The sequence below is a fragment of the Enterococcus sp. FZMF genome, from assembly GCF_030263915.1.
Lineage (GTDB): Bacteria > Bacillota > Bacilli > Lactobacillales > Enterococcaceae > Enterococcus_D > Enterococcus_D casseliflavus.
This window is the reverse complement of the sequence record NZ_CP127160.1, coordinates 830,454-856,278: the sequence shown is the minus strand read 5'-3', so window position 1 is coordinate 856,278 and position 25,825 is coordinate 830,454. Positions and strand designations below refer to the sequence as shown.

Annotated in this window: 22 protein-coding genes and 1 pseudogene; 5 read left to right on the top strand and 18 right to left on the bottom strand. The window is 42.2% G+C overall.

Annotated features, from left to right (window positions below; all coding sequences use genetic code 11):
• Positions 1-5: 5 nt before the first annotated feature.
• From QN079_RS04190 to QN079_RS04175, 4 genes are all read right to left on the bottom strand, one after another.
• Positions 6-1,670, bottom strand: coding sequence for a peptide ABC transporter substrate-binding protein (locus tag QN079_RS04190; protein ID WP_289230423.1), 1,665 nt, complete (start codon positions 1,668-1,670; stop codon positions 6-8).
• A gap of 228 nt (positions 1,671-1,898) precedes the next feature.
• Entirely contained in the window at positions 1,899-2,846 is a 948-nt protein-coding gene (locus QN079_RS04185; protein ID WP_289230422.1) for a hypothetical protein, read from the bottom strand.
• A 95-nt stretch (positions 2,847-2,941) separates the two neighbouring features.
• Positions 2,942-3,793: a Cof-type HAD-IIB family hydrolase gene (locus QN079_RS04180; protein ID WP_289230421.1), complete on the bottom strand. Its 852-nt coding sequence runs from the start codon at positions 3,791-3,793 to the stop codon at positions 2,942-2,944.
• 156 nt (positions 3,794-3,949) lie between these two features.
• Positions 3,950-4,573: an N-acetyltransferase gene (locus QN079_RS04175; RefSeq protein ID WP_289230420.1), complete on the bottom strand. Its 624-nt coding sequence runs from the start codon at positions 4,571-4,573 to the stop codon at positions 3,950-3,952.
• A 73-nt stretch (positions 4,574-4,646) separates the two neighbouring features.
• On the opposite strand from QN079_RS04175, the gene QN079_RS04170 reads away from it, so the two are divergent.
• Positions 4,647-5,435, top strand: coding sequence for a MerR family transcriptional regulator (locus QN079_RS04170; protein WP_121262067.1), 789 nt, complete (start codon positions 4,647-4,649; stop codon positions 5,433-5,435).
• 86 nt (positions 5,436-5,521) lie between these two features.
• Here the strand turns inward: QN079_RS04170 and QN079_RS04165 are convergent, their stop codons facing one another.
• Both QN079_RS04165 and QN079_RS04160 read right to left on the bottom strand, forming a co-directional pair.
• Positions 5,522-7,294 carry an oleate hydratase gene (locus QN079_RS04165; RefSeq protein ID WP_289230419.1) on the bottom strand — a complete coding sequence of 591 codons (1,773 nt, stop codon included), beginning with the start codon at positions 7,292-7,294 and terminating at the stop codon, positions 5,522-5,524.
• A gap of 244 nt (positions 7,295-7,538) precedes the next feature.
• Positions 7,539-9,179: a C40 family peptidase gene (locus QN079_RS04160; protein ID WP_289230418.1), complete on the bottom strand. Its 1,641-nt coding sequence runs from the start codon at positions 9,177-9,179 to the stop codon at positions 7,539-7,541.
• A gap of 612 nt (positions 9,180-9,791) precedes the next feature.
• Between QN079_RS04160 and QN079_RS04155 the strand changes: the two genes are divergently transcribed.
• On the top strand, positions 9,792-9,932 hold the full coding sequence (locus tag QN079_RS04155; protein WP_005237363.1) for a hypothetical protein: 141 nt from the start codon (positions 9,792-9,794) through the stop codon (positions 9,930-9,932).
• Between the two features lie 74 nt (positions 9,933-10,006).
• Here QN079_RS04155 and QN079_RS04150 read toward each other — a convergent pair whose 3' ends face one another.
• Entirely contained in the window at positions 10,007-10,885 is an 879-nt protein-coding gene (locus tag QN079_RS04150; RefSeq protein ID WP_121262071.1) for a DMT family transporter, read from the bottom strand.
• A gap of 114 nt (positions 10,886-10,999) precedes the next feature.
• On the opposite strand from QN079_RS04150, the gene QN079_RS04145 reads away from it, so the two are divergent.
• Complete coding sequence (locus QN079_RS04145; protein ID WP_060792893.1) at positions 11,000-11,839, top strand: AraC family transcriptional regulator; 840 nt, start codon at positions 11,000-11,002, stop codon at positions 11,837-11,839.
• Positions 11,840-12,094: 255 nt separating this feature from the next.
• Here the strand turns inward: QN079_RS04145 and QN079_RS04140 are convergent, their stop codons facing one another.
• The 4 genes from QN079_RS04140 to QN079_RS04125 all read right to left on the bottom strand — a co-directional run bounded on the left by QN079_RS04140 (position 12,095) and on the right by QN079_RS04125 (position 15,782).
• Entirely contained in the window at positions 12,095-12,553 is a 459-nt protein-coding gene (locus QN079_RS04140; protein WP_005225310.1) for a GNAT family N-acetyltransferase, read from the bottom strand.
• Between the two features lie 72 nt (positions 12,554-12,625).
• Positions 12,626-12,925: a MazG-like family protein gene (locus tag QN079_RS04135; protein WP_121262073.1), complete on the bottom strand. Its 300-nt coding sequence runs from the start codon at positions 12,923-12,925 to the stop codon at positions 12,626-12,628.
• 152 nt (positions 12,926-13,077) lie between these two features.
• Positions 13,078-14,391: a PTS sugar transporter subunit IIC gene (locus QN079_RS04130; RefSeq protein ID WP_016620624.1), complete on the bottom strand. Its 1,314-nt coding sequence runs from the start codon at positions 14,389-14,391 to the stop codon at positions 13,078-13,080.
• 11 nt (positions 14,392-14,402) lie between these two features.
• A complete protein-coding gene (locus tag QN079_RS04125) occupies positions 14,403-15,782 on the bottom strand; it encodes a glycoside hydrolase family 1 protein (RefSeq protein ID WP_289230417.1) in 1,380 nt (459 codons plus the stop codon).
• Between the two features lie 199 nt (positions 15,783-15,981).
• Between QN079_RS04125 and QN079_RS04120 the strand changes: the two genes are divergently transcribed.
• Complete coding sequence (locus tag QN079_RS04120) at positions 15,982-16,680, top strand: GntR family transcriptional regulator (RefSeq protein ID WP_223080551.1); 699 nt, start codon at positions 15,982-15,984, stop codon at positions 16,678-16,680.
• 64 nt (positions 16,681-16,744) lie between these two features.
• Here QN079_RS04120 and QN079_RS04115 read toward each other — a convergent pair.
• The 5 genes and pseudogenes from QN079_RS04115 to groES form a co-directional block, all read right to left on the bottom strand.
• Positions 16,745-18,064: pseudogene (locus tag QN079_RS04115) on the bottom strand (glycosyltransferase family 2 protein).
• A complete protein-coding gene (locus tag QN079_RS04110; protein ID WP_060792899.1) occupies positions 18,064-18,570 on the bottom strand; it encodes a hypothetical protein in 507 nt (168 codons plus the stop codon). Before QN079_RS04110 ends, QN079_RS04115 begins: the two are co-directional and overlap by 1 nt.
• A gap of 95 nt (positions 18,571-18,665) precedes the next feature.
• Positions 18,666-19,412 (bottom strand): YcjF family protein, encoded by a 747-nt coding sequence (locus QN079_RS04105; protein ID WP_289230416.1) that lies wholly within the window; start codon positions 19,410-19,412, stop codon positions 18,666-18,668.
• Between the two features lie 803 nt (positions 19,413-20,215).
• Complete coding sequence (gene groL / locus QN079_RS04100; protein ID WP_289230415.1) at positions 20,216-21,844, bottom strand: chaperonin GroEL; 1,629 nt, start codon at positions 21,842-21,844, stop codon at positions 20,216-20,218.
• Between the two features lie 32 nt (positions 21,845-21,876).
• Positions 21,877-22,161 (bottom strand): co-chaperone GroES, encoded by a 285-nt coding sequence (gene groES, locus QN079_RS04095; RefSeq protein WP_289230414.1) that lies wholly within the window; start codon positions 22,159-22,161, stop codon positions 21,877-21,879.
• Positions 22,162-22,378: 217 nt separating this feature from the next.
• Here groES and QN079_RS04090 point away from each other — a divergent pair, with 217 nt between their 5' ends.
• On the top strand, positions 22,379-23,023 hold the full coding sequence (locus QN079_RS04090) for a CPBP family intramembrane glutamic endopeptidase (RefSeq protein ID WP_005225290.1): 645 nt from the start codon (positions 22,379-22,381) through the stop codon (positions 23,021-23,023).
• 41 nt (positions 23,024-23,064) lie between these two features.
• On the opposite strand, the gene QN079_RS04085 is transcribed toward QN079_RS04090, so the two are convergent.
• Complete coding sequence (locus tag QN079_RS04085) at positions 23,065-24,495, bottom strand: 6-phospho-beta-glucosidase (protein WP_289230413.1); 1,431 nt, start codon at positions 24,493-24,495, stop codon at positions 23,065-23,067.
• Between the two features lie 25 nt (positions 24,496-24,520).
• On the bottom strand, positions 24,521-25,813 hold the full coding sequence (locus QN079_RS04080) for a PTS sugar transporter subunit IIC (protein WP_005225288.1): 1,293 nt from the start codon (positions 25,811-25,813) through the stop codon (positions 24,521-24,523).
• Between the last annotated feature and the right edge of the window lie 12 nt (positions 25,814-25,825).

Here is a 25,825-nt window from a genome sequence, read left to right as displayed (position 1 = left end):
GGCGCTTATTCTTCAATAACTGCCCACTTGTAGTCATATTGCGCACCAGCACCGTGTGATACGACCCCTTTTACTTTTGGTGCACGTAAATGAGCTTCAACGTTTTGGTACACAGGGATGACCCCTTGTTGATCCATAATGATTTTCTCTGCATCTAACAAGTCTTGCCAGCGAGCATCTGGATTGCCAGCGTTTATCGTGGCAGACGATTTCACTGCTGTATCGTACTCCTCACTTGTCCAACGACCGCGGTTGTAGGAATTGTCGGTAACAAACAAATCAGTAAAGCTGCTAGCATCCGCATAGTCAGCTCCCCAACCACCCATGACGACATCAAAGTCACCTGAGTTTGAACGATCTAAACGAACGGAGAAAGGAACAGGACTTAGGCTAACTTTCACCCCATCCAGCGTGTCTTGAATCGCACTTTGAATATACTCAATGGCCTTTTTGGTTGAATCTGTATCAGAAGCCAAAATTTCAAAGCTCAAGGAATCGATTCCTAACGCCTCTTTGGCTTTTTCCCAATGTTCTTTGGCCTTTTCTTGATCGTATTCAATGACACTTTCCGCTTCATCGACAAAATCAGTATTATCAGTTGGGTTAAAGGTCATTCCTTTTGGTATCAATCCTGTGGAAGCCAATGAACCGTCCCCTAAAATCGATGTCACTAATGCATCACGATCGATGGCATAAGAGATTGCTTTACGCAGATCCTCATTGCGGAATGGCGAATCTTCTTCTCGCTGATTCAACTCGATATAGGAAGTACGGGCTAATGGTTCTGAAACAAACGCTTCATCATTGGCCATCTGCTGCGCCAATTCTCCTGTTAAGATGACGTCGTCTGCTTGCCCATCTTGGAATAGATTCAAGGAAGTTGATGATTCTTTTACGACACTAACATTGATGGTATCAAGTTTCACCGTCTCTTTGTCCCAATATTGGTCATTCTTTTCATATGACCATTCTGTATCGGTTCCTGGCCCATCAAAGCCAACTAACACAAAGGGTCCATTGTAAACGGCATTGTCGCTTGTTGAAGCATATTGATCGCCGTTGTCTTCTACAACTGCTTGGCTTTGTGGGAAGAAGGATGGAAACGCCAATAAGTATTGGAAGTATGGCGTAGGCGTCGTCAGCGTGATTTCTAATTCATAGTCACTGACTGCTTTGATCCCTAATTCTGAGGCATCTTTTTCACCTGCTGTTATCGCTTCGGCATTGGTTACGGGCGCAAATAAGTACGCATACTCAGAACCTGTTTCCGCACTTACAGTGCGTTGCCAGCCAAAGACATAATCCGCTGCTGTTACTGGTTCTCCATTTGACCATTTGGCATCTTCTCGTAATTTCAATTTATAGGTCAGACCATCTTCACTGACTTCCGCTAATTCGGCGGCACCTGCTGGTTCGGGCTTACTATCAGCATCTAAGCGGTACAACCCTTCATACACATTATTTAAAGCACTGAAACTGATCGTATCGGTGGCTAAGGATAGATCGGCACTCGGCATTTCTTGTTGAACCACAACATTAAAAATTTGTTCGGCAGCTGCTGTCCCACTACCACTTGAACTTTCACCTGTACTTGATGTCCCTCCTGTTGAGCAACCTGCTAATACGATTCCACAAACAGCGACGACACCATATCCCCATTTTTTCTTCATCTTACCTACCCCTTATGAAAATCCAAAATTTTCAGAATTATTACAAAACTCTGAATGTAAATAAGATTTTAATAAATATTAATTATAAAAGCAAGCTATTTTTCTCATTTTATTATTATTTATTTTTTATGTTAACACTGCACGTTATTATTTATGACACAAAAACAAAAAACACAAAGCGAACAAGATCTCGCTTTGTGTTTTTTTATCTTTGGATAGAAACGTGGATTACTCCATTTTATAGCTTTGACGTGTCACTTTCCCCTCTCGTACCGTAGCGATAATAGTTGGCACAGCCCCAATCGCCGTAAAGAGATAGACCAGACCTAAGTTCCCGTAATACTGACTCGCTTCCAAATATCCGTCACGAATCAAATCAGGTAAAATACGAAAGGCATAGAAGACATCAACGTCCGTGTAATAATTCGCTACACTGATCGACCAGTCGATACGATTCCCGACATAGACCATGATGATCATGACGATAATACTACTAATAATACCTTTTGTGCTGAGTTTTCCACCTAATAATTCATACCCTTTGATGGCACAGATCGCCATCGCGATCCCAGACAATGCAGCAACATACCCCAGTTGTCCTAATAAAATAATTGCGCCGGCACCAATCAATGAGCCAAGAAACGCACCCACGGTTCCAGCTAACCAATTTTCTTTTTTCTGCCCTTTTTCCCGTTCTTGCGCAAGGACTGCTTCTTGTTGTTTCTTAAAGCAAGCTTCACAGGCAATGACGGGAGCGCCGCCAATAGCGTACAGCGAAACCGGCTCAGTGACCGCGCCGCAGAAGGTACAAGCATTTTGGAAGCCTTTGGTCTTCAAAAAATTCGTCAACTGGTCCAACGCAGTACGCAACTTGTCCACAGTTTTCCCTGCAGTCATCGCTCCGCGTAAAGTATAGGCAACTTGATATCCTTGGATCACACAGTCGATGATCTCTTTTGACTCACTTAAAACTTCTTTGACTTCTTCTTGGTTGGGAAGTTCGCCATCTTTGCTAAGTGAAAAGTGAGCCACTAGAGAATAACTATTGTTATTCTCTTGAACTAAAAAAAGTTTATAACTATGATACGTTCCATAAATCACCCCAGTGGAAGTATCAACGGAGAGCCCCAACGGCTCGGCAAATTTGGTCAATGTCTTCTCGATCTTCTTATTCATTTTTCTCCTTCTTTCCAACAAACACTTACCTTTTTAGGTATAGCTAAAAGTTTAAGGAGAGTAGAAATGAAAGTCAATCAATTTGTTCAAAAAACCTAGTTTTTTATCTGTTCTGTGACAAATCGTCGCAACGCATCAGTAACCCCATGATCTGTATTGCTAGCCGTCACAAAATCAGCTTTTGCTTTGACCAATTCGGGCGCATTCTCCATCGCAACACCAATACCAGCTGAAGCAATCATTGGCAGGTCGTTAAAATTATCGCCAATCGCTAAGGTTTGCGCCAGCGGCACTTGAAAATAGGCCGCCAATTCATTTAGCGCCTTATCTTTTCCCACAGCTTGATGAGTGACTTCCAAATAATTCTCTTTGGATAAGTAAAAGGCGCTTTCTAAAAATCCAGCGTTCTGGCAGGCAGCATGGAGCGCTTGGATTTCTGCCGTTGTGCCGATCAAAAGAAACTTATGAACCTCAAAAGCTTCTTGTGCCAACAGTTGTTCTAATGAAGTTTCTACAGGAGTCTCTTTGGTGATCGCCGCTTCTGCTCGTGCCCATTGGTCCACTCTTTCGCAATACCACTGATCACCAGAGTAGACATTGATAGAAACACCAGGAAAATCAGCTTTGATGCGCGCAACCAAAGTTTTTGCTTCTGCTTTTTTGACCTCATGACTGAAAATCGGTACCAGTGTGCCCTTTTGATCGTACCCTCCAATCAGGGCACCGTTGTAACAAGCCAAGGGCCAGTCTTCTATCCCTAATTCTTGAGCTATCGGTAGCATTCCTTTCGGGGAGCGAGCGGAAGCCAAAACAAAAGGAATCGCTTGCTGCTTCAATCGTTTGATTTCTTCAATCAAATCCAGATCGATTTGATGCTTATGATCCAAGATCGTCCCATCAATATCACTTAAAATAAACCCTATCTGCTTTTTTTCCAAATAAACCATCCTTTCCCATTCCCCATCCTTTTTACGAAAGCGGATTGAGCCATCGCTTTCGACCAAAACAAGCGCCGTTTCCATAAAACGAAAACAGCTTCCTTGACCTTCTTTGCTTCCAGTTTACCATACTAGCCAATGAAAAAAGAGTGCATCGCTGCACTCTTAGGAAGTATAGATATAAAACTCGATTTCCTTCTTCATCGGTTTTTTGATCCAGCGTTTCACAGCAGCTGCCCGCTTCAAGCCCATATGCTCATAAAAACCGTAATTACAGGTGGTATCGGTATAAAGGAAAAACGGAGCCGTTTTTTCCTGCTGGACCATCGCTAAAAAGGAAGTAAAGAGCTGCTTGCCTACACCCAATCCTTGTGTTTTGGGACTAACGGCAAACAAACCAACTTCGGTCTGAAAAGGAGTTTGTAAATCTTTCAACATCGCTTGATTTAACTCAGCCACCTCTTTGGCATAATGCAACAGCGTATTTCTCCCTTCTTTCGTAAGCATTAAGCAGCCAGCATGCCAAATCGTTTTCCCCCAATAGCGCATTGGATGAAGCTTCTTTCCTCTTTTACTGTCTGCTAATAAGATGCCGACAGCTTCACCATTTAAAAGAGCCACCCGCGAATAGGTCGCACGGGCAAGTTCATAACACAAAAAGACATGAACAAAGTGCTTGGCGGTCTTCTTGTCAAATTGCTTGTCGTAGTTCCAGCTATCAATAATCACTTGCACAAGCGCAGGCAGATCTTCTCGTTTAAATGGTCGATACGTTACTTTTTTATTCATTCTATCTTCCTCCCAGTAGTTGACTATCCTTAGTATAAAGTTTACAGTAACTGTAAAGTCAAGGAGGATCTTCATGAAAACCAAATTAAAAGTATCGGCAATGGCACGCTTCGCGCGGATCAATCCTCGGACACTCCACTATTATGACGAGATTGGGCTATTTCAACCAAACAGCAAAGACGAGAACGGGTATCGGTATTATTCCCTTGATCAACTTTTGGATCTCGGATTGATCCTGTCATTGAAAGAATTATCGATGCCCTTAAAAGAGATCCAAACAGCGCTGCAGGGGGATGCCGAGACCATGAGAAACTTATTGGAAGCCAAGCGGCAAACCATCGATGAAAAAATTCAGCAGTTGACCAACATCAAAAAAATCATCGAACGAAAAGCTGCGGATTTGCGCCTGGCTGCAGAAAAAACTTCCCCCTTTACCTTGAAGGAACAGCCAGAGGAATATTTCTCCCTCAGTCCTAGATTAAACGGCAGCTCCATCCCAGAGATGATCACCCAAGCCTACGACCTTTTGATGGCACAGCCGTATCTTTTCTCGAATAACGAATATGGTTTTATGATTCGGACGAACAAAGACGATACGCAAGACATCGACTACGTTTACGTGCGGCAAGAAGAGCCGCAAGGGACTTCCTTCGTGAAACCAGCAGGATGCTATTTAACCGCCATTTATCAGGGGGATGACGAAGGATTGAAACAGTTTTATCAAAAACTCAAGCAGCTGATTGCGACGCACCAATGGCAAATCGATGACTACTTCTATGAACGATCGATCCACGAAACGACCCTTAGCAACGAGCAAGCTTATTTGACAGAGATCCAAGTTCGGATTTTATCTGAGAAATAATGATTCGTTCAAACTGCGCTAAAAAGTAAATAAAAAACGCAACGACAACGAGCAGCTTCTTTCGCCTCGTTGTCGTTGCGTTTTATTTAAATCAAATGGTTTTCTTTCAACAGATCGCCAATGTAGGTATGTTCGGTTTTCTTAACGAAGCCTTCCAAGAGTTTCCGTTCGATAAACGGCAGCTCCATTTCCGTAATTTTTTTCTTATCGGTCAGATAATAGACAGCTTTGGCCAAAGTACGTAGATCATAAGCGGAAGCAAACACTTCTGGTACCCCACGTTCCACATCTAATAGCTGATAAACAGCCTCCATTGCAGTCCGAACGGAATATTCTGTTGTAAAAACAGTGTCTCGTTCAGTCTCTGCGAAATTACCGATAAAAGCTAAGTTTTTGGAGCCATTTGGAATAACCAATGGCCGATCCCCTGGTTCACGCAGCATGAAGTAAGAAGTGATAAACGGCATGTAGACTGGAACTGCCACACTTGATTCTTTTGAAATGCGTTGGATTTCTGCTTCTGACACGCCTAAATGGTAAAGCAGTTCTTGCACGATTTCTTGTCCAGAACATTGTTCAATTGGTTTTTTGATGTAGTTCCCTGGTGTATTTGACAACAAGCCATACACCCATGTGATCGTTTGTTGGTCTTTTTGTTCTTTAAAGTGCGGTTGGCGATGGGTCGCAAAGCTCATCATCCAATTGGAATCTTTGATGGTGATGATCCCGCCAGTGACGATTCTGCCTGTTCGTAACTTGCGATGGGTCAATTTTTCTAAATAAGGTTCCACATCAAAATTCTGCCAAGTCACGGTTGCCGAAACAAACCAGCTTTCTTCAGGTAAGTTTTCATAAAAGACTTCTGGATGACCAAACTCAGGCGATTGCGCCGCCAAGTTTTTCCATAAACGCCAACTGCCACCAGGTGCTTTTGAGATAGGCGCTGGAGTATAATGGTCCCCTTGCGTGGAACTTTCAGTGATCGATCCGTTGGTAACAAAGACCAAGTCATCTTCTGATAAAGGAATTTCTTCGATTGCCCCCGCTTTTTCTAGCACAAGTTTTTGAGCAACTTTTTCCTCGCCCACGATCCGAACATCAATATTGCTGACGGTGCATTCATATTGGAAGTCAACTCCTTGTTCTTCCAAATAAGCAAGTAGTGGTCTGACCAATGACTCATACTGGTTGTAACGGGTAAATTTTAACGCAGTAAAATCAGGCAAGCCATCGATATGGTGCACAAAACGCAACACATAGCGGCGCATTTCAATCGCCGAATGCCATTTTTCAAAGGCGAACATCGTACACCAGTATAGCCAAAAATTAGATTCAAAGAATTCTTCGCCAAAAACATCTTCGATTTTTTTCCCGATCAATTGATCTTCTGAAGTCATAAATAATTGGGTTAATTCTTTTTGTGCTGTCGCAGACAAGGTAAATTCTCCATCATCTGCTGCTCGTTGGCCGCGATTGTGGATGATCCGACAGTTAGACGAATTTGGATCATCGTGGTCCAACCAGTAAAACTCATCTAGCACCGAAGCATCTTCCACCTCCAAAGATGGAATCGAGCGAAATAGATCCCACAGACACTCAAAATGATTTTCCATTTCTCGACCGCCGCGGGTCACAAATCCATCATGGGGAATGAATTTTCCGTCTAATGAACCGCCTGATAAAGAAAGTTCTTCAAGGACGTGGATTTTCTCACCCGCCATATGGCCGTCACGGATCAAGAAGACTGCCGCAGCAAGTCCTGCTAATCCCCCACCAACAATATAGGCTTCTTTCTTTTCGACATCTTTCGGTTTTCTGCTTCTTGCAAAAGCTTCGTAATTTCCGTTCGTATATCTCATGTAGATCCCTCCTAATATTGGTACGTTTTTATGGTATCAGTAACTATTTTTTTTGACAAAAATTTGTACTAGTAAAAACAAGTGATTTTGACAAATCGGCCTTTTTGTCAAAAAAACAGGGCAAAGCCCCACCTTTTAAAAAGATCTGCGCCCAACCCCAAAAGCGCCCCTAAGAAAACTGATGGCAGCTTTCTTAGGGGCGTTTCTAACAAAGGACAAACCCTTTGCCTATTCAATGAAACATTTATTTCACTCGTAGAGCGAAGCTAGCAGTCGAAAAGCCTGATTGTGCTTCGGTGACTGTATAACCCGTGCTTGGCGCATGGATATAGCTTGTATTACTGGTAGCGATCGCTACGTGGTAGGTATTCCCTTTTTGACCCCAGAACAGCAAGTCGCCAGCTTGTGCTTGCGAGACAGGAATGATCGTCCCTGCGCTTTCTTGTGGGACTGTCCAATCACCGATGTTTTTGCCCGTCACTTTTAAGAAGACATAACGTGTAAACCCAGAACAGTCGAAGACATCTGGTCCTTTGCCTCCCCATTGATAAGGAGTGCCAATATGTTTTCTAGCTTCTGCAACGATCGCTGTTCCGTTCACGCTCATCGGAACATTGGAATTGCCTGCGTTGTTATTGTTGCCAGGAGTCGTTGCACTGACTTCCTTCACATACGCTGCAGATACCCAGCCACCCGTTGATAACTTATACCAAGTGGCGTTGCCATTGACTGACGTACCTTGTTTTTGAGCGACTGCTTTGAAGGTAGCATTGCTGCCCAAACTGCTGACTACACTTGCAGAAGTCGATGCATTTGAGCGGACATTCATACCAGTGGTTGTTTGGAACGTTTTATTGATGGCTTGCTCACTCGCATTGTTTGAGCCGTTTGATGAACCAGTGTTGCTTGAACCTGTGTTTGAATTATTGTTATTACTTGTATTTCCAGAACTAGACGTGACGTCACGCACATATGCCGCTGTGATCCAGCCACCAGTCGATACTTTGTACCAAACATTGGTGCCGCCAACGGATGTGCCATTTTTCTGGGCAACGACCTTCACCGTCGTGCTGTTGCTTAGGCTGCCAACGACACTCCCGCTTGTTGAGGCACTCGAACGGACATTCAATGCCGCTGTTGTTTTCACGTTCTTGTTGATAGCCGTTTCTGCAGAAACACTTGTGTTGCCGCCAGAAGAACTATTGCCTGTCGAGCTGCTGGAAACATCTTTGACATAGGCCGCCGTGATCCAACCGCCTGTGGACAATTTGTACCAAGTGGTCGTGCCATTCACCGACGTTCCACTCTTTTGTGCAACGACTTTCACCGTCGCATTGCTGCCTAGTCCACGTACGACACTAGAACTAGTCGTTGCATTTGAACGGACGTTCAATGCAGTAGTCGTTTTCACTGATTTCGAAATTGCTTTTTCCGATGAAGACGACGAATTGGACGAGCCAGTATTGGCAGAAGAAGAGCCTGAGGTGCTTTTCACATAAGCACCTGAGATCCAGCCGCCTGTTGATAGCTTATACCATGTTGTATTGCCATTCACTGAGGTACCGTTCTTTTGAGCCACCGCAGTGATTGTTGTATTTGCTCCTACGCCACTTACGATAGAGGCACTTGTTGAAGCATTTGAACGAACATTCAGTGAAGCTGTTGTTTTAAATTGTCGATTGATCGCCGTTTCAGCTGACGATCTGGCAAGAGTAGCAGTTGTGTTGGTTGATGACGAAGCGTTTGTCGTTTCGGTCGCATGAGCAAGAGACGTAAAGACACCTGAAGTCGATGCTAACGCTGCTGTGATACCCAATCCTTTTTGTACGAAAAGGGACCGTTTTTGTTTCACTAAACGCTTACGTTTGATTTTCCGAGATTCCAATAAAACACCCCCTGTACCCCATTTTAACAAAAATTAATATTTTTTGATATTGTTTTCGTTTTGTATTTTTTTAATTTACGTTTAATAAAACGTGTCATTTATTTTCCTGCGTTATTATTTTTGATCACTTTCTCTTTGGTGTTGCTCAATGGCACTCTATTTACAAAGATTTCTATAAACTACAGAAAAACGCTATTTCATTCAACGTTATTTTAATTCGCGAATAAAAACAGGATTTTTTTTGCAAACAAACCCACTTTTTGAAAAACAAGACTGTTATTTGAATAACATTTCTTTCCAGATCCCCTTTTTCAAAAATCGATACTAAAATCACCCATTTATCATTCCTTTTTTACACGAGGGATTCTGTGAAAAAGTTGCTTCAAAAGGAACGCCGCTTCCAGCTGTGTGATCGACGCTAAGATGAGATCCTGTTACATCGACTCCAACCGGATGCGAATTTCTTGATAGAGAAGTCCCTCATCTCTGCCAAAAGAAATATTTTCACAATGTATATTACGAGAAAGATTATAACACCAAGGAGAAAACCAAGGATTTGCATAAGTTTGTGAAATCATGCTATACTTAAAAAAAAGGAAGAGGTGACCGAGTATGAAAACAAAGACGAAAGAAAAAGTTTATGCTGAACGACAACATAACTATAAAACGAAAAAAGAAGAGATTTTCAAAAAAGCCCTAGATTCCGTACCGACCACAGACAAGAAAAAAGAAGAACAGAAAAAGAAAGCGTAGACTCCTGCGTTTTCTTTTTCTGTTGATTTATAAAAAAGACGAGACTTCACCGATTTTGGCGAATCTCGTCTTTTTCACAATTTTTTTTGTAAACACATGATGCTCCCTATGACTGCCATAAATCCTAGTATCTCCACCACTGTGAAGTGATCATGAAAAACAATGATCGATAAGAAAGCAGCCAGCAATGGCTCAACTGCCGTTAAAACTGTTGCAAGTGTTGAGGATAAATAGCGTAAACTTGTTAAAAAAATCAAATACGCTAGTGCTGTTCCAAATAAAATGACCACCAGCAAATAAAGAATCACTTGAACGTTCAGTTGACTATCAATCTGCCACATTGGATGAACCACATTCGCCAAGCCTCCACCAATCAACATCCCCCAGCCGACAATTGGTAAACTCCCATATTTTTGCAAGAGTTTACGCGGCTGTATAGAATAAAAAGCTAGTGATATCGCTGATGCTAACCCCCAGCCTAGCGCAGATTGGGAAGTCGCTAATTGCTCAATCTGTCCTTTTGATGCCACAGCCGTCACACCAAGTAAGGTTACCAGTAACCAGAAACATGTCTTTAAAGAGGGGAGCTGCCTTTTGGCTATCGCAGCATAGAGTAAAACAAAGAAAGGTCCTGTATATTGAATAATCGTTGCAAAAGAAGCATTGCTTTGCTCAATCGTTTTAAAGTAGGTAAATTGAACGAGAAACATGCCTAAGAAAGAAAACAAGAGCAGCTGAATGAAGTCCTTTTTCTCACGAAATGGGGAAATCAAACGGGCGCGATCCTTTAACCCAATACTCAGCAACAAACACCCTGAAAGAACCAATCGTGTTGAAACGAGCCAATTTGCTGTAATACTATATTTCGTAAATAAAATTTGTCCAGCGATGCCAGAAACTGCCCACAAAGCTGCTGCTGAACAAGCATAAACAATCCCAACTGTTTTTTTCATAAAAACACCTTTTGTCTTTCACTTTACTTTGTTAGTATTATACCGAATCAGATAGTGAACTTTTGTCAATATCCTGATTGTTTTTAACACTATTCTGTAAAAAGGTGGTGCGGTATGTACTTTGAACGCACAGAAGAAAACGAAGAAACGACCAAACATACAACTACAAATCGCTCCTTCGCAATTTATCAACGTTGCTTGCAACAAAGGCGTGGCGACCAATTGCCTCTGCATTGGCACGACGAGCTGCAAATTGTATGGGTCGAAGAAGGTAGCTTCGTGTATACGATAGACGACGAGCAAATTTTGCTAAGCAAGAATGAGGCGATCATTATTAATAGCCGTGTACTCCATGGTGCTGTTTTAGCTTCACAAAACGTCCGATATTGCTGCTTTGATTTTTCTTCAGGCTTTATTGCTGACCCTGTTTTTAAAGAAGCGATCGAACAATTAGTCCACGATCGCACCCGCAGCTATCGGCGCTTAACCTTAACCGCCCAACACCAAGCATTTGTTCAAACCGTGCGTCTGCCTCTGCTTATTGAACAACGATTTACTCTCTATGAATTGTTTTTAGCTGCCCTTTCACAGCTAATGGCTGCAAGACCTGCTTCACCAAAGAAAGAAACTATCTACTTAATGCTGGCATTTGTCCATGAGCATTATCAAGAACCATTAACGGTTCCTGCGATCGCTAAAGCTGCTGCCATCAATACACGTACTTGTACCGCCCTTTTTCGGCAATACACGACATTGACCCCAATCAACTATCTGATTGATTATCGATTGTCTCAAGCCAAAAACCTATTGATCGAAACGGATGAGCCGATCTCAACCATCTGCTACCACGTTGGCTTCAATCACTTGAGCTACTTTAGCAAAAGATTTCAGCGTAAATTTGGTTTAACGCCGCTACAGTATCGCAAGACCTATCGCGAAGATGATAGAAATTAGATGATCGGTACCAACAGAGCCTCTCATCTAGATAAATTTTGCTATATTCTATAAGCGGTTCAGTACTTTTTTCACTTTTACGCTCATTGGTCCATAAGAATCTCTTTGAAATCCTTTTCTAAAAACCACACACCCAATATTTAGTAGGCGAAAACATGTTCCTACAACATATTGTGGATAAACCTGTTGAAACTGTGCATAACTAAAAAGCCTGCGATTTTTTCGCAGACTTTTTTATTTATTGACAAGCTATTATTATTCTAGAGATAAATAATAGCTCACATTATCTGGTAGCGGTTTAAAGCCATTCTTTTTGTAAAAATCCGCTGCTGGCATACTTTCTTCGGTATCTAACAGGATCGTTGGAATCTCTTTCTTGAGCAGATCCTCTTTGATCCTTTCTAAAAAAGTGGAACCAAGGCCTTTTCCTTGATGCGTGCCAGTAATTAAAAAGGTATCGATCACATACTCTTTTCCTTGATACCAGGGCTTGATAAAGCCTAATGAAAGACCAATCAATTCATTCGATGCTCGGTCTGTTAGTCGATAACCAATAAAAGTATTCATTGCCATCATTGAAGATACATAGTCGGTGATTTGCGGCACTGTCAATTGGTCATTCCATGGTTCTGCTGAAAATACGGCAATATAGTGGTCCACGACTTCTGCTAAATCCGCCGTGGTTAATTCACGCATGCTTACATTCTTTTCCATCCTATCTCCTGCTTCCATCTCTATTTCGGTAAGGGCCTATACTCGAGGAATCCACTAGTTTTTGTGCGTGTATCAATTATCGATTCGTTTGGCATAGCCATTGCCATAACTCGTATAACGACGCTTTTGGTTGACGGCCATTTTTTTATGAATCTCTGCTTCAAGATCGATGAAAAGGATTTCCGCTAACCCAAGAAGATAAATCGCCACATCCGCCAATTCTTCTCCTACCTCTTGTTGCTTCCGATACGCGTCAAAGGCTTCCCCTACTTCACCATATAAAGCCAAAAACTCTTTTTCAATATTTGTGACATTGAATTGGTGATCGATTTTGTTTTGATAAATCGCTTTTTGCATTTCTGAAAGTTTCATAGTCGCTCCTTTTGGGATAGTATACCATTTAATTAAAGTTCAAAATAGAAACTTAGTAAAAAAATCACCTCAAAAAATAGTGACCCCCAAAACGTTAGAATTTTGTTCTAACTTTTGTAGGTCACTCTAGTATAGGATTCATCCTGTTTTGTTTATTCTGCCCGCTCCAATTCAGCAGATTTGATTGCAACCCGTTGAGCGATTTTTAGAAATGGAAAATAGATTGCTACACAGACGACGATGATGATCACTTGAACCAAAACAACTTTAAAATCCCCTTTTGATGCCAACAATGCACTAAGAATTGGTGGTGTCGTCCAAGGAACCATCACAGAAAGCGGCTCAATGAATCCTACTGCGGTAGCAAAGTAGCCAATCAACGTCGCAACAATTGGACTTGCAACGAAGGGAATGATCATGGGTAAATTGAAGACGATCGGTAAACCAAAGATGATTGGCTCGTTGATATTAAAAATACCCGGAGCTAGGGATAGATTGACGACATCCCGAAAAGGTTGGTAATTGCGGACGAATAAGAGCACTGCAATGATCAAGCTGATCGTAAATCCAGTCCCGCCTAGTTGTGCGAAAACCGTCACGAATGCTGAATTTAAGATATTGGGTGGCGTAGCGCCTTCTTGCACGGCTTGCATGTTTTCATTCATATTGACTAACAGCAATGGATCTAACAAGGTGCCATTGATGACGGTTTGGTGAATGCCTAAAGTAAACAGAAAATTGCCCGTTGAATAGATGATCAAGAACCCAAAAATCGATGTGTTCAATAAACGCAGTGGTTCTTGGATCACTGTTGAAATGATTTGAATCAGGTCGGTATCAAAGGCTGCTAGCACGGTCGCAACTACGGCAAAGAAGGAAATCACCAAAATAGCAGGGATCAACGTGCTGAAGGATTTGCTGACGGCAGGAGGAACTTGATCCCCTAAATTGATTTTTAGGTGCTTGTTTTCTGACAGTCGAATAAATAATTCCGTGGCAACTAACCCACAAATGATTCCAGAAAACATCCCTTTGGTCCCGACATCGTCAAATAGCATCACACCACTGATGGTCACTTCTGCTTGAGCGCCTTCTGGCATCACGGCATGAGCCATCGCCAACATGACCACTAAGCAAGTCGTTGCCACAAAGGTTGCATTGATGGCGCTCGGATTGTTTTTATTGCGGCAAAGAAAATAAGCGATCATCGGGGCGATCAGCAGACCGGCGATATTCAATGTTCCATTGGTGATGGAATTGCCAAACACTTGCATTCGCGCCAAGGCAGCCCCTTCTAAAAACCATGGAAAGAAGACATTATTAAACAACACAGCGATCCCTGCGATAATAAAGGCAGGCATTAAGGTCGCAAACGCATCACGAAGACTTTTGAGATGAACCTGATTGCCGAGACGGACCGAAAACTCTGTAAATTTATCTAAAAACGTGCGCTTTTCTGCTGCCATTTTTGTTCCTCCTATTCTGTATATGGGTTTGTATAGATCGTACTACCATTGGTTTTGATCACTTCTTTGAACCATTCATACGATTTTTTCGGTACACGTTTCATATCTCGCAACTCATGGTTGCCACGATTGACATACACGAGTCCGTATCGTTTCTCCATATCACCTTGCGAGCTCAAAATGTCGATCAGCCCCCAACCAAGATACCCAAGACAGACCACTCCATCTTCCACCATCGCTTCAAACATCGCTCGAATATGCTCTTGATGATAGGCAATACGGTAATCATCTTGAATCGGTTCTTTGCCATCCCAATGCTCTCTGACACCAATCCCGTTTTCAATCGGAAACACTGGCAACCGGTACCGCTGATAGACTTTATTTAAGACATCACGGAAGCCGAGCGGATCAATTTGCCAATTCCATTCCGTCGTTTTAATATACGGATTGTCTTGTTTTCCAAAAGTCATGTACCGATTCGGCGGCGTTCCTTCAGGAATTTTTTCAGCATTCAAGGTAGAAGAAGCATAATAGCTAAAGGCAATGTAATCATTTTTCTGCGCTGCGATCGCTTCTAATTCCCCAGGTAAAATATTCATATTGAGTTGATGATTTTTCACGTATCGGTCTTGTGCTGCCGAATACTTGCCGTGCGCATAGCAATCTAATAAAGTAAAGTTCGCAAATTCATCAAACTCTCTTGCTGCTTTGATGTCTTGTGGACGACAAGTCGCTGGATACGCCTCAGAATACGCCAGCATGCCACCGATCTTCGCATTTGTTGTTTCATGAAGATAATTACAGAGTTCTGCATGGCAAACCATGACATTGTGGAAAATCTGATACAATTCTTCTGTCGCTTCTTCCCCTTCTAAATAACCGCTGATCTTAAAACCATGGTCTTGGTGGAAAAGATTTTGTTCGTTAAAGGTTAACCAATAATGGACTTTATCCGCAAAACGATCTACCATTTCTTTTCCAAAACGAATGAATGCGTCCTTCACTTCTTTGCTGATGAACCCGTTATAGGTTTTCGCCAGATGCAGAGGCATATCAAAATGGTACAAACAAATCATAGGCTCGATCCCTCGAGCTAACAGATCATCAATAAAACGATCGTAATAGGCGATCCCTTCTTCATTAAAGGCACCATCTCCATCGTGAACGACCCTTGACCAAGAAATTTGGAAACGATACATGTTCATCCCCAAATCTTGCATATAATCAAAGTCTTCTGTATACGCATGATAGTTATCATTTGCTACATGCCAATCGCTAGCCTGTTCCGAAGCTTCCCGTATATCATAAACGGATAAGCTTTTACCGCCTTCATTCCAACCGCCTTCTGTCTGCATACTGCTGACACTGTTCCCCCAATAAAATTTTGTCATATTGATTCCTCCATCGTTTGTATTCGCTTACAAAACCTATTATAATTAGGTGAAATAGGCATGTAAATTTTTCAAAAACTCATGTAAAGCTTTTTCTATACATGTGAATTTCAGCGGATTCTTTAGTGATAGACCTTGTTTTTATCCCCTTCAAACAAAACTCAAGTCCATGAATTTCTTTACATAAGGAGTGATGACTATGACAAAATACAAAGAGATCGTTGATCAGTTGCGGACGAATATTTATGAAGGTGTTTTTCCAGCTTTATCAAAACTACCGGAACAAACGGCGTTAGCCAGACGATTTCAAACCTCGCGAATGACGATCCAAAAAGCGCTAAATCAACTGAAGCAAGAAGGCCTGATTTCCACCAAAAGAGGTCATGGCACCTATGTCAATTCAGCGACCTACCAAGGACAGATCAATGAGTATATCGGTTTAGTCAACCGATATGGCGGACGGCATAAAGTGCAAAGTAAAATCATAAGTTTCAATGTACGTTTTCCAGAAGCCAACGAAATGGATTACTTGTCTTTGCGAGAAAACGAACCTGTTTATGATATCGTACGACTGCGCTATGTTGATAACGAACCCTTTGAATTGGAGTACACGATCATGCCCATCAAAACCATTCCCGATATTGATATGGCGATCCTTGAACACTCGATCTATCGATATATCACTGATTCCTTACATCTCAAAATAGGTCCCGCCATACGTAAAATCCGTGCCGACAAAGCGGATTCCTATGATATCAAATATTTAGAAGTCGATCCCAATGATCCGATCTTAGAATTAGAACAAGTTGCTCGTCTCTCCGACGGACGACCCTTCGAATTTTCGCAAACTCGTTATCCTTACCAAAATCGTGAGATTTACTATCTTTCTGAACCTTAATGGCAAAAAAACAAGTCTGAAGAAAACTCAGACTTGTTTTTATTGTCCAGGGAAGGTGAATTCGTTAAGATTCTTCGGTTTTTTTCGCCGTTCGCTCAGGGCTGACCCAAACGCCGCTGCCGTAGCCAAGGATGGTCTTGACGGCTGGAATAAAGGTAGTGACGATCGTTATGGCATTGATCATCCAGTAAAACAGCATGTAAAAAGGTGCAAAACGGAAATACTTCAGCTTGCTGCGGTTATCATCCGCCAAGAGGCTGGTAAATAGCTGCATCACCCCCGCAATCATCTCGAAACAAACGAAGAGAAAGGCCATCGTAAACATATGATAGATCCGTTCGTAATTCCCAGTTGCACCATAATAGATCAGTTAGAAGACAAACAAGGCAGATGAAAGCCAGAAAAAGAATGACCAGATGATACTTAATGTTTGATCGACAAACATAGCGGTTCGACCAATGTTTTCAAAAGGATGCAAAAAGACCTTTTTAAAGTTGGTCAGCCATACTTCTGTACCGCCCTTCGCCCAGCGTTTCCGTTGTCGGTAGAGCATCTTGAGTGTTTCTGGCACCTCCATGAAAAACATCACTCGTGAAGCAAATAAAGACAGCCAACCTCGGAATTGGTGGTCCCAGGCAATACTGATGTCTTCTGTTGCTCGATTTTGTCGAAACAGACCCACGTCCATCAATGCCGCGCGGCGATACATCGTATTGGCACCACTATAGGCATAGATGACCCCGAAAACGGCTTGCTGGGTCCGTTTGATAATTCCTACGATACTTGAAAACTCAACAGTTTGTGATTTTCCTACGATCGTTGTGCGGTTTTGAACGTCCATATTCGCCGTAATGGCAGAGATATTGATGGAGTCTTGGCGGATGAAATAATTGACATATTTCCATAACGCATCAGGTTCAGGAACCGTATCTGCATCGTTGCTCAAGATCAATTCCCCTTTGGCAAACCCTACCCCAATATTAAAGGCATGGGCTTTTCCTTGGTTTTTTTCGATGCGCAACACTCTTAGATTTGGGTACTGTTCCATCAATCGGTCTAATATCACAGGAGTTTGATCCGTTGAACCATCATCAGTCACCAACACCTCATAATTGCTATAGTTCAGATTGTTCATTAAATAATGAATCGTGTCTTCAATAACGATTTCTTCATTGTGAGCTGGTACCATAATCGTGATCATCGGCTCGATCTCTTCGGGGATCGGTATCCACTCTAATTGTCGATAACGGAACAAAAAACGATTGCAGATCACCCCGATGAACCAAGCAAAGCCACCTAAAATTGGATACGTGAAGAGAATCATCAAAACCACTGTTAAAAATGTGTCCAACCACGGGAACCCAGTATCAAAATTGACAACCATCAGCCCACCCCATTTCTACGGAAAAGTTCTTGGATCTCTCTTTCTCCGATGTTTTGCTCCGGTGCAACCGCGTAGTATTTTGCCCCGTGGCGTTCTTCTTTCGTCCCGAAGCGTTCTTCGTAAAATGCTTCTAGCAACTCTTTGCGTTTTTCCAAGGCAGCTTCATCATGCATCGATTGCTTTTGCAGCAATCGTTTGAAGCGGCGGTTGTTCCTCAAGGTCAACAAAGTAAACGTAAGAACTAAAATCAAAAAAGAAATGCCTAAAAATAACGCTAGAAATTCGAAAGTGACTGCTTCTTCTAAATAGGTCCGAAAGGCAATCCGATCCGCCAGATTCGGCAGCGTCAACGGAATGGCCAGCCAGACAAAGGGAACCAAGACCATCAGCCAAGCAAGAATCGTCAAAATCGTTTGGCGGGTCTTTAAAGCGGAACGACCTTTTTGAAAATACGCATCGGTGACCAACCGTTCTTTGACTTCTTCCCGTGTCACTCGTTGTTTCATTTTACTCACTCCTTAATTTTTTTTTATTTGCTGTGAAGAAAAAGAAGCAACAAAAGCAAGTCGTCTGGACCTGCTTCGTTCTTCTTCTGTTTGTCTCACTTAGATTTCTTGCCAACTTTCAACGCATTGAACAGCGTGTGAAATTGGCCTTTAAAGGACATCACTTGCTCAAACACATCTTCCCCATCATTCAGCATCTTGACAGTCACCCAGCCTAATGCTTCGGTAATACCGCTAGCCACACTGGCATTGATTGCAGCTCCAGCAACGGTGCCGACTGCTGGAACAAATTTCAAGATATTGCCAACGGCACTGCGACCAAAACTCACAACGACTAGCTCTTTCGAAATACTTTTCGCTAACCCTTCACGCCATGTTCGCCCAAAAATACGATACAAACGGGCCATCATCGTCATTTGAACTGGCACAAGTAACACTGCATCTGAAAAGGGAATCGGTGAACAGCCGATGATCGCCGCCGTCAAAGAAGCCGCATGGATCGTGCGGTGGGCTTTTTTCCGCGTTTCATCATCTACGCCGACCAAAAACTCCTCAAACACCTGATCAAATTGATCCTTGCTTTTCGCTAACACTTTTTCCGCCTGAGCTTTTGATCCGTCATAGCCTTTCATCACCAGGGCAGCCGATTTTTTCGGCATTCGCTTCATGACATCCGCAAAAAAAGAAGTAAATTCCGCTTCTTCTTGCAGCTCTTCTCTCGTTTGACTTTGCTCGACTTGAACGGACTGTTCCGTTAATAATTCATTTTCGTTTTGCTTCTTTTTGCGTTTTATCCATAGTTTTTTCAAAGAAATGTCTCCTTCTTTCGACTCGTTGTTCATTTAAAAATCAAAGTGAGCCATGATTTTGTTCCTCTTTCTATTTTAGCTCAGGTTTTTCAAGATAGCGAAAATGTAGCTTGAGAGAGCTTACACTTACTAAAAAATGCAAATTTGCATCTTTAGATTATTTATTTATATTATCGTTTTTTTATGCTATGATACACAAAAGGAGTGGATCGAATGAAAAAGAAATTGAATTGGAAAGTCCTTTTTTATCTAGGCTTATTGACTTACTTTCTTTTAAGCGGGATCTTCGCATTCTTTGGAGTCGAAATACCGTTTCTTTATAAACGTTGATCTTCACGTTTTCTCAGAACCATATCATTCAACTCTTTGCTCTATGTTGAGAGAATCCATCATTCTATCGTCCATTCAATCTAATCAGAAAAGGTGATTTTCTTGTCCATTTTATTTGATCTATTGCAGCTGCTTGCCGTTATCTGTATCGCGTATTTATTGTTCACAAAAAACCATTTCCTCAAACAATTAACTGCTGTTCAGAAAATGGTCTTTGTCGTTTTATGTATTTCGGTGATACTGCCGGCTCTCTACGAATTTATTACTGGTTTTGCGCAGGGATTTTGGGAACGGTTGTAATTGACGTCCCTTAGAAAACACGCTGCCTTTACAAGACAAATAGATAGCTTATATCTACCAATCCTTTCTCCTTTTATTCAAGCAATGAACCAATTCTTTGGTGCTTAGAATACTAAGAAGAAAGGTTTTTTGTCTTTTTCTGTGTTGAAGCATTTTTAGATCGCACAAAAAAAGAACCCCTCAAAAGAGGAGTTCTCAAGGCTTGCTTACATCATGCCGCCCATACCCATTGATGGGTCCATTGCAGGAGCTGCTGGCGCTGCTGGTTCTGGTTTGTCGGCAACGACTGCTTCAGTTGTTAACAATAATGCGGCAACAGAAGCTGCGTTTTGTAATGCAGAACGCGTCACTTTTGTTGGGTCAACGATCCCAGCTTCTAGCATGTTTACCCATTCGCCAGTTGCTGCATTGAAACCAACGCCTAAGTCAGCGTTTTTCAATTTGTCGATGATAACTGAACCTTCGTAGCCTGCATTTTCAGCGATTTGACGAACTGGTTCTTCTAAGGCACGTAAAACGATTTTGACACCTGTTGCTGCATCGCCATCTGTTTCGATTTCTGCAACTTTGTTGATGACATTCACTAAGGCAGTTCCCCCACCTGAGACCATGCCTTCTTCAACAGCGGCACGTGTTGCATTCAATGCATCTTCAATACGTAATTTCAATTCTTTCAATTCAGTTTCAGTTGGTGCCCCAACTTTGATCACTGCAACCCCACCAGCAAGTTTTGCTAAGCGTTCTTGTAGTTTTTCACAGTCAAAGTCAGAAGTTGTATCAGCGATTTGGTTTTTGATCAATTGAACGCGTGCGTCAATTGCTTCTTTTTCACCAGCACCTTCAACGATTGTTGTGTTGTCTTTATCCACAACCACTTTGCTTGCTTGACCTAAGTTATCGATGGTTGCATCTTTCAGCTCAAGACCTAAGTCTTCAGTGATCACTGTACCACCAGTTAAGATCGCAATGTCTTCTAGCATTGCTTTACGACGGTCACCAAATCCTGGTGCTTTCACTGCAACAACATTGAATGTTCCACGGATTTTGTTCAATACAAGTGTTGGTAATGCTTCGCCATCAACGTCATCAGCGATGATCAATAATGGTTTTGATTGTTGTAAGATTTGTTCTAACAATGGCAAGATATCTTGGATGTTAGAGATTTTTTTGTCAGTGATCAAGATGTATGGATTTTCTAACGCTGCTTCCATTTTATCGTTGTCAGTTACCATGTATTGTGATAAGTAACCACGATCAAATTGCATTCCTTCCACAACATCTAATTCTGTTTCGATCCCTTTTGATTCTTCAATAGTGATAACACCGTCATTGCCGACTTTTTCCATCGCATCAGCGATGTATTGACCAACTTTTTCACTACCAGAAGAAACAGCACCAACTTGTGCGATTGCTTCTTTTGAATCAACGATTGATGAAATGTTGTGTAGCTCTTCTACAGCCACTTTTGTTGCCATTTCGATCCCACGACGAATACCTAATGGGTTCGCACCAGCGGTGACATTTTTCAATCCTTCACGAACGATTGCTTGTGTCAATAACGTAGCAGTCGTTGTTCCGTCACCAGCGATATCGTTTGTTTTTGAAGCGACTTCAGAAACAAGTTTTGCGCCCATGTTTTCAAAATGATCTTCTAATTCGATTTCTTTAGCGATCGTTACACCGTCATTTGTGATCAATGGTGAACCGTAAGATTTTTCTAAAACCACGTTACGACCTTTAGGGCCTAAGGTTACTTTTACTGTATCTGCTAATTTATCTACCCCACGAAGCATTGCTGCGCGTGCGTCTTCTGCAAATTTGATTTCTTTTGCCATGATTTCATCACCTCAAGTATTTTTTATTTTTCTTATTCTACTACTGCAATGATATCTTTTGCAGCAACGATCAAATATTCTGTTCCTTCATATTTCACTTCTGTGCCAGCGTATTTTTCGAACATTACTTGTTCGCCAACGTTGACAGCAACAGGAGCTTTTTCACCGTTTTCGCGCGTGCGTCCTTCGCCGACTGCAATAACGGTACCCGTTTGTGGTTTTTCTTTTGCTGCTGATGCAAGCACGATTCCGCCTACAGTTTTTTCTTCTTCTTTTGCGACTTCGATAATCACACGATCACCTAATGGTCTTAACACGATAAATCCCTCCAATGAATGTTATAGAATTTAGCATTAGCACTCTCTTGTATCGAGTGCTAACTTACAGTTTCAATATTACTCATTTTCCCAAATTTTTGCAAGCCTTTTGCTAAATTTTTTTTGCATTTCTAATTGATTGATAAATATAGTAGGATTTTTTGTTTCTAGAAGCAACCTAGTCTATAATGAAGCAAAGGAGTGTGAGGAAACAACTATGTCTTTATCAAAATATTCTTTGTCCACGATTCTTACTTACGGCATCGTCTTTTTTCTACCGATCGCCTTCGTCCCTAGCGGACATCAAGTAGCAGCAACAACGATCGGTTACTTAGCTGGTGCAGCGATCATGTTTTTCTTGTATTTCAAACAAACAGAACCGCTATCGTTTGAACACAAAAAAACCAAAGTCTCAGCGATTCTTATTTACGGGCTAACCGGCATTGTCGCAGCGATTTTGTTGCAAAATCTAGCCATCTTTATCGAATCCTTTTTCGGAGAAGTCAGCGCTTCGCAAAATACCGAAAACATCATTGCCATCGTGGTGCAAAACCCACTCTTTGCTCTCGCAGCAATGGTCGGTGGGCCAATTATGGAGGAATTTGTCTTCCGCAGAGCCTTAGTTGGCATCATTGGGAAATACAGCAATGTTTGGGTTGGTGTAGTGGTCAGCGCCGTAGCCTTTGCCTTTGCCCACAATGACAATCATCTCTTAGTCTATATTTTCTTAGGACTGTTCTTTTCTGGGCTTTATGCTTTGACCGGCAGTATTTGGACTTCCATGATCACCCATGTGGGAATGAACACTTTAGTTATTATTATTCAGTTATTGCTTCATTACGGCTATATCCAAATGCCCTAAAGAAAAAACGCTACGCAGAAATTTTGCGTAACGTTTTTTCTTTAGACCTTCGTGCCATTGGACGCAATCACTTGCTGATACCATGCAAATGAATCTTTCTTCTGACGAGCAAGGGTTCCATTTCCTTCATTGTCTTTGTCCACATAGATCACACCATAGCGTTTCTTCATTTCCCCTGTCCCCGCAGAAACCAAATCAATGATGCCCCACGGTGTATAACCTAATAAGTCGACGCCATCATAAGCTACTGCTTCTTTCATCATTTCGATATGGGCTTTCAGGTAGTCAATACGGTAGTCATCATGGATCTGTCCATCCTCTTCCACCGTATCCACCGCACCAAAGCCATTTTCTACAATGAAAAGCGGCAATTCGTAGCGTTCGTTAAACCAGTTCATGGCATAGCGCAAGCCTACGGGATCAATCTGCCAGCCCCATTCAGAAGCATCGACATAAGGATTGTCCACCAGATCTTGGCTCTCATCATAGTCATAGGTTGGATCATTCTCCTTGCCTTTGATCGCAAAAGACATATAGTAGCTAAAACCAATGTAGTCAACACAACCTTTTGCCAAAGCTGCTTCATCTTCAGGGATGATATCTAAATCAAATTGTTTTCTTTCAAAATAGCTGCGCATATAACTCGGATAGTGCCCACGGGCATGAACATCTGAAAACCAATAGCGCCGTTGCATGGCCACCGTAGCTGCCATCATGTCTTTGGGATCGCAAGAATACGGATAGATTGGGCACATCGCGATCATCGATCCGATTTGAAACGCAGGATTGATTGCATGTCCTAGCGCCACCGCTTTTGCACTGGCAACGAGCTCGTAATGAGCTGCTTGGTACATGACTTTTTCTCGGTCTTCTCCTTCCGTAAAGAACAGACCAGAATTGGTAAATGGCGCAAAATCTTCTTTATAGTTTGCTTGATTATTGATTTCATTGAAGGTCATCCAATACTTCACTTTCTTTTGATAGCGCGTAAAACAAACTTCTGCAAAGCGGACAAACAAATCGATCAACTTACGGTTACGCCAACCTCCGTATTCGGTCACTAAACGATAAGGCATTTCAAAGTGAGACAGGGTAATGACTGGCTCAATGCCATAGCGTAAACACTCATCGAATAATTGATCATAAAAGGCCAGGCCTTCCTCATTCGGCTCGCGCTCATCCCCCTTTGGAAAAATACGGGTCCAGGCAATCGATGTTCGGAAGCACTTCAACCCTAATTCGGCAAAAAGCTTGATGTCTTCAGGATACCGATGATAAAAATCGATCGCTTCATGATTGGGATAGCTTTCGCCCGGTTGGATACCTTCCGTGATTCGGCGAGGAATTCCGTTGCCTCCGACAGTCATGACATCAGCGACACTCACGCCTTTTCCACCCGCACGATAGCCGCCTTCCAATTGGTGAGCAGCGATTGCGCCACCCCATAAAAAATCGCTTCTTAGTTTATTCATTTCTATTCAACCTGCTTCCTTGGTATTAAACGATCTCTGTTTCTTGTTTATAGTTCAAACTATCGACCTTACGAATGAAAGGATAGTAAATAAAGAAGCCGATTGCTAAAACAACAAATTGTAAAATAGCGGTCCGAATGCCACCTACTAGAAAACCTGAAATGATCGGCGGAGTCGTCCAGGGAACTTGCACAGCAGTAAATAGCGGTACGATACCGGTATAAAGTGCAAAATACGTGATCACGCCTGAAACCATCGGTGTCAAAATAAATGGTAATACCATGATTGGGTTCATGACGATCGGTGTCGCAAAAATAATTGGTTCATTGATATTAAAGAATGCCGGGATCAAGGAAAGACGTCCTAATTGTTTGAACTGCGCCGAACGGGCAAAAGCCACCATGTATAGCACGATCCCAATCGTCATTCCTGCGCCAGTTACCGTCATAAATTGATCCAAAAACTGCTGGGTCACGATGTGTCCGCCATTTTCTAATGTCAATGCTTTACCAGATTCAAGAATAGCCGTATTGGCTAGTGAATTGGCTTGTAAAATTGGTCCCATGATCCCGCCCACGATCGTCGAACCATGAACCCCAAAGAACCACAAAAATGGCACTAAGAAGCCTAGCATCATTGCGCCACCAAGGGAATCCGTCACCCCTTGCATTGGACTTTGAATCACAGTGTAGATCCATTCGACCACGGTTGTTTGAAAAACTTTATCAAAGAAAATATAAATGCCTAATGCGATGGTCGTCAAAACAGCGGCTGGAATCAATGCTGTAAATGAGTTTGCGACATTGGTGGGTACTTGCTCTGGCAGTTTGATTCGGATGTCGCGTTTCAAGAACCACGTATAGCCCCAACCCACAAAAAGTCCCACTAAGATGGCACTGATCATTCCTTGTCCACCGGTCCACGTCTTATCAATGACATTTGCGATGGTCACATTTGCTTCAGCATCCGTCACACTTGACTCCATAGTTAATAAGAAAATAACTAAACCAATCATTCCTGCAGGGAGTCCTTCGTAACCTTCTGCTTTTACATATGAATAGGCGATGCCCATTACGGCGAAAAAGGCCATAATTGCAAAAGAGGCGCCATAGGCTTGGTTGAAGTATTCACCTAAGCCGCTATTCGTTACCCAATCCGCAATCGACTGGACGGGAAAGTTTGCTAATAATAGGAAAATCGATCCTACGATTGAAAAGGGCATCGTATAGAGCATACCGTTTCTTAATGCAGTGATTGCTTTCGTATTGACAAATTTTAATATTGGGGGTAATAATTTCTCATTGATCCATTCGTTCATCTCACATCACTC

Bases quoted from the DNA above. Each gene is read 5' to 3' on its own strand.
- QN079_RS04180 (WP_289230421.1), bottom strand. From the start codon at position 3,793: ATGGTTTATTTGGAAAAAAAGCAGATAGGGTTTATTTTAAGTGATATT.
- QN079_RS04120 (WP_223080551.1), top strand. From the start codon at position 15,982: ATGACAAAATACAAAGAGATCGTTGATCAGTTGCGGACGAATATTTAT.
- QN079_RS04105 (WP_289230416.1), bottom strand. From the start codon at position 19,412: ATGAACAACGAGTCGAAAGAAGGAGACATTTCTTTGAAAAAACTATGG.
- QN079_RS04110 (WP_060792899.1), bottom strand. From the start codon at position 18,570: ATGAAACAACGAGTGACACGGGAAGAAGTCAAAGAACGGTTGGTCACC.
- QN079_RS04140 (WP_005225310.1), bottom strand. From the start codon at position 12,553: ATGGAAAAGAATGTAAGCATGCGTGAATTAACCACGGCGGATTTAGCA.
- QN079_RS04165 (WP_289230419.1), bottom strand. From the start codon at position 7,294: ATGAGATATACGAACGGAAATTACGAAGCTTTTGCAAGAAGCAGAAAA.
- QN079_RS04080 (WP_005225288.1), bottom strand. From the start codon at position 25,813: ATGAACGAATGGATCAATGAGAAATTATTACCCCCAATATTAAAATTT.
- QN079_RS04125 (WP_289230417.1), bottom strand. From the start codon at position 15,782: ATGACAAAATTTTATTGGGGGAACAGTGTCAGCAGTATGCAGACAGAA.
- QN079_RS04185 (WP_289230422.1), bottom strand. From the start codon at position 2,846: ATGAATAAGAAGATCGAGAAGACATTGACCAAATTTGCCGAGCCGTTG.
- QN079_RS04190 (WP_289230423.1), bottom strand. From the start codon at position 1,670: ATGAAGAAAAAATGGGGATATGGTGTCGTCGCTGTTTGTGGAATCGTA.
- QN079_RS04145 (WP_060792893.1), top strand. From the start codon at position 11,000: ATGTACTTTGAACGCACAGAAGAAAACGAAGAAACGACCAAACATACA.
- QN079_RS04130 (WP_016620624.1), bottom strand. From the start codon at position 14,391: ATGGCAGCAGAAAAGCGCACGTTTTTAGATAAATTTACAGAGTTTTCG.
- QN079_RS04175 (WP_289230420.1), bottom strand. From the start codon at position 4,573: ATGAATAAAAAAGTAACGTATCGACCATTTAAACGAGAAGATCTGCCT.
- QN079_RS04150 (WP_121262071.1), bottom strand. From the start codon at position 10,885: ATGAAAAAAACAGTTGGGATTGTTTATGCTTGTTCAGCAGCAGCTTTG.
- QN079_RS04170 (WP_121262067.1), top strand. From the start codon at position 4,647: ATGAAAACCAAATTAAAAGTATCGGCAATGGCACGCTTCGCGCGGATC.
- QN079_RS04090 (WP_005225290.1), top strand. From the start codon at position 22,379: ATGTCTTTATCAAAATATTCTTTGTCCACGATTCTTACTTACGGCATC.
- QN079_RS04085 (WP_289230413.1), bottom strand. From the start codon at position 24,495: ATGAATAAACTAAGAAGCGATTTTTTATGGGGTGGCGCAATCGCTGCT.
- groL (WP_289230415.1), bottom strand. From the start codon at position 21,844: ATGGCAAAAGAAATCAAATTTGCAGAAGACGCACGCGCAGCAATGCTT.
- QN079_RS04155 (WP_005237363.1), top strand. From the start codon at position 9,792: ATGAAAACAAAGACGAAAGAAAAAGTTTATGCTGAACGACAACATAAC.
- QN079_RS04135 (WP_121262073.1), bottom strand. From the start codon at position 12,925: ATGAAACTTTCAGAAATGCAAAAAGCGATTTATCAAAACAAAATCGAT.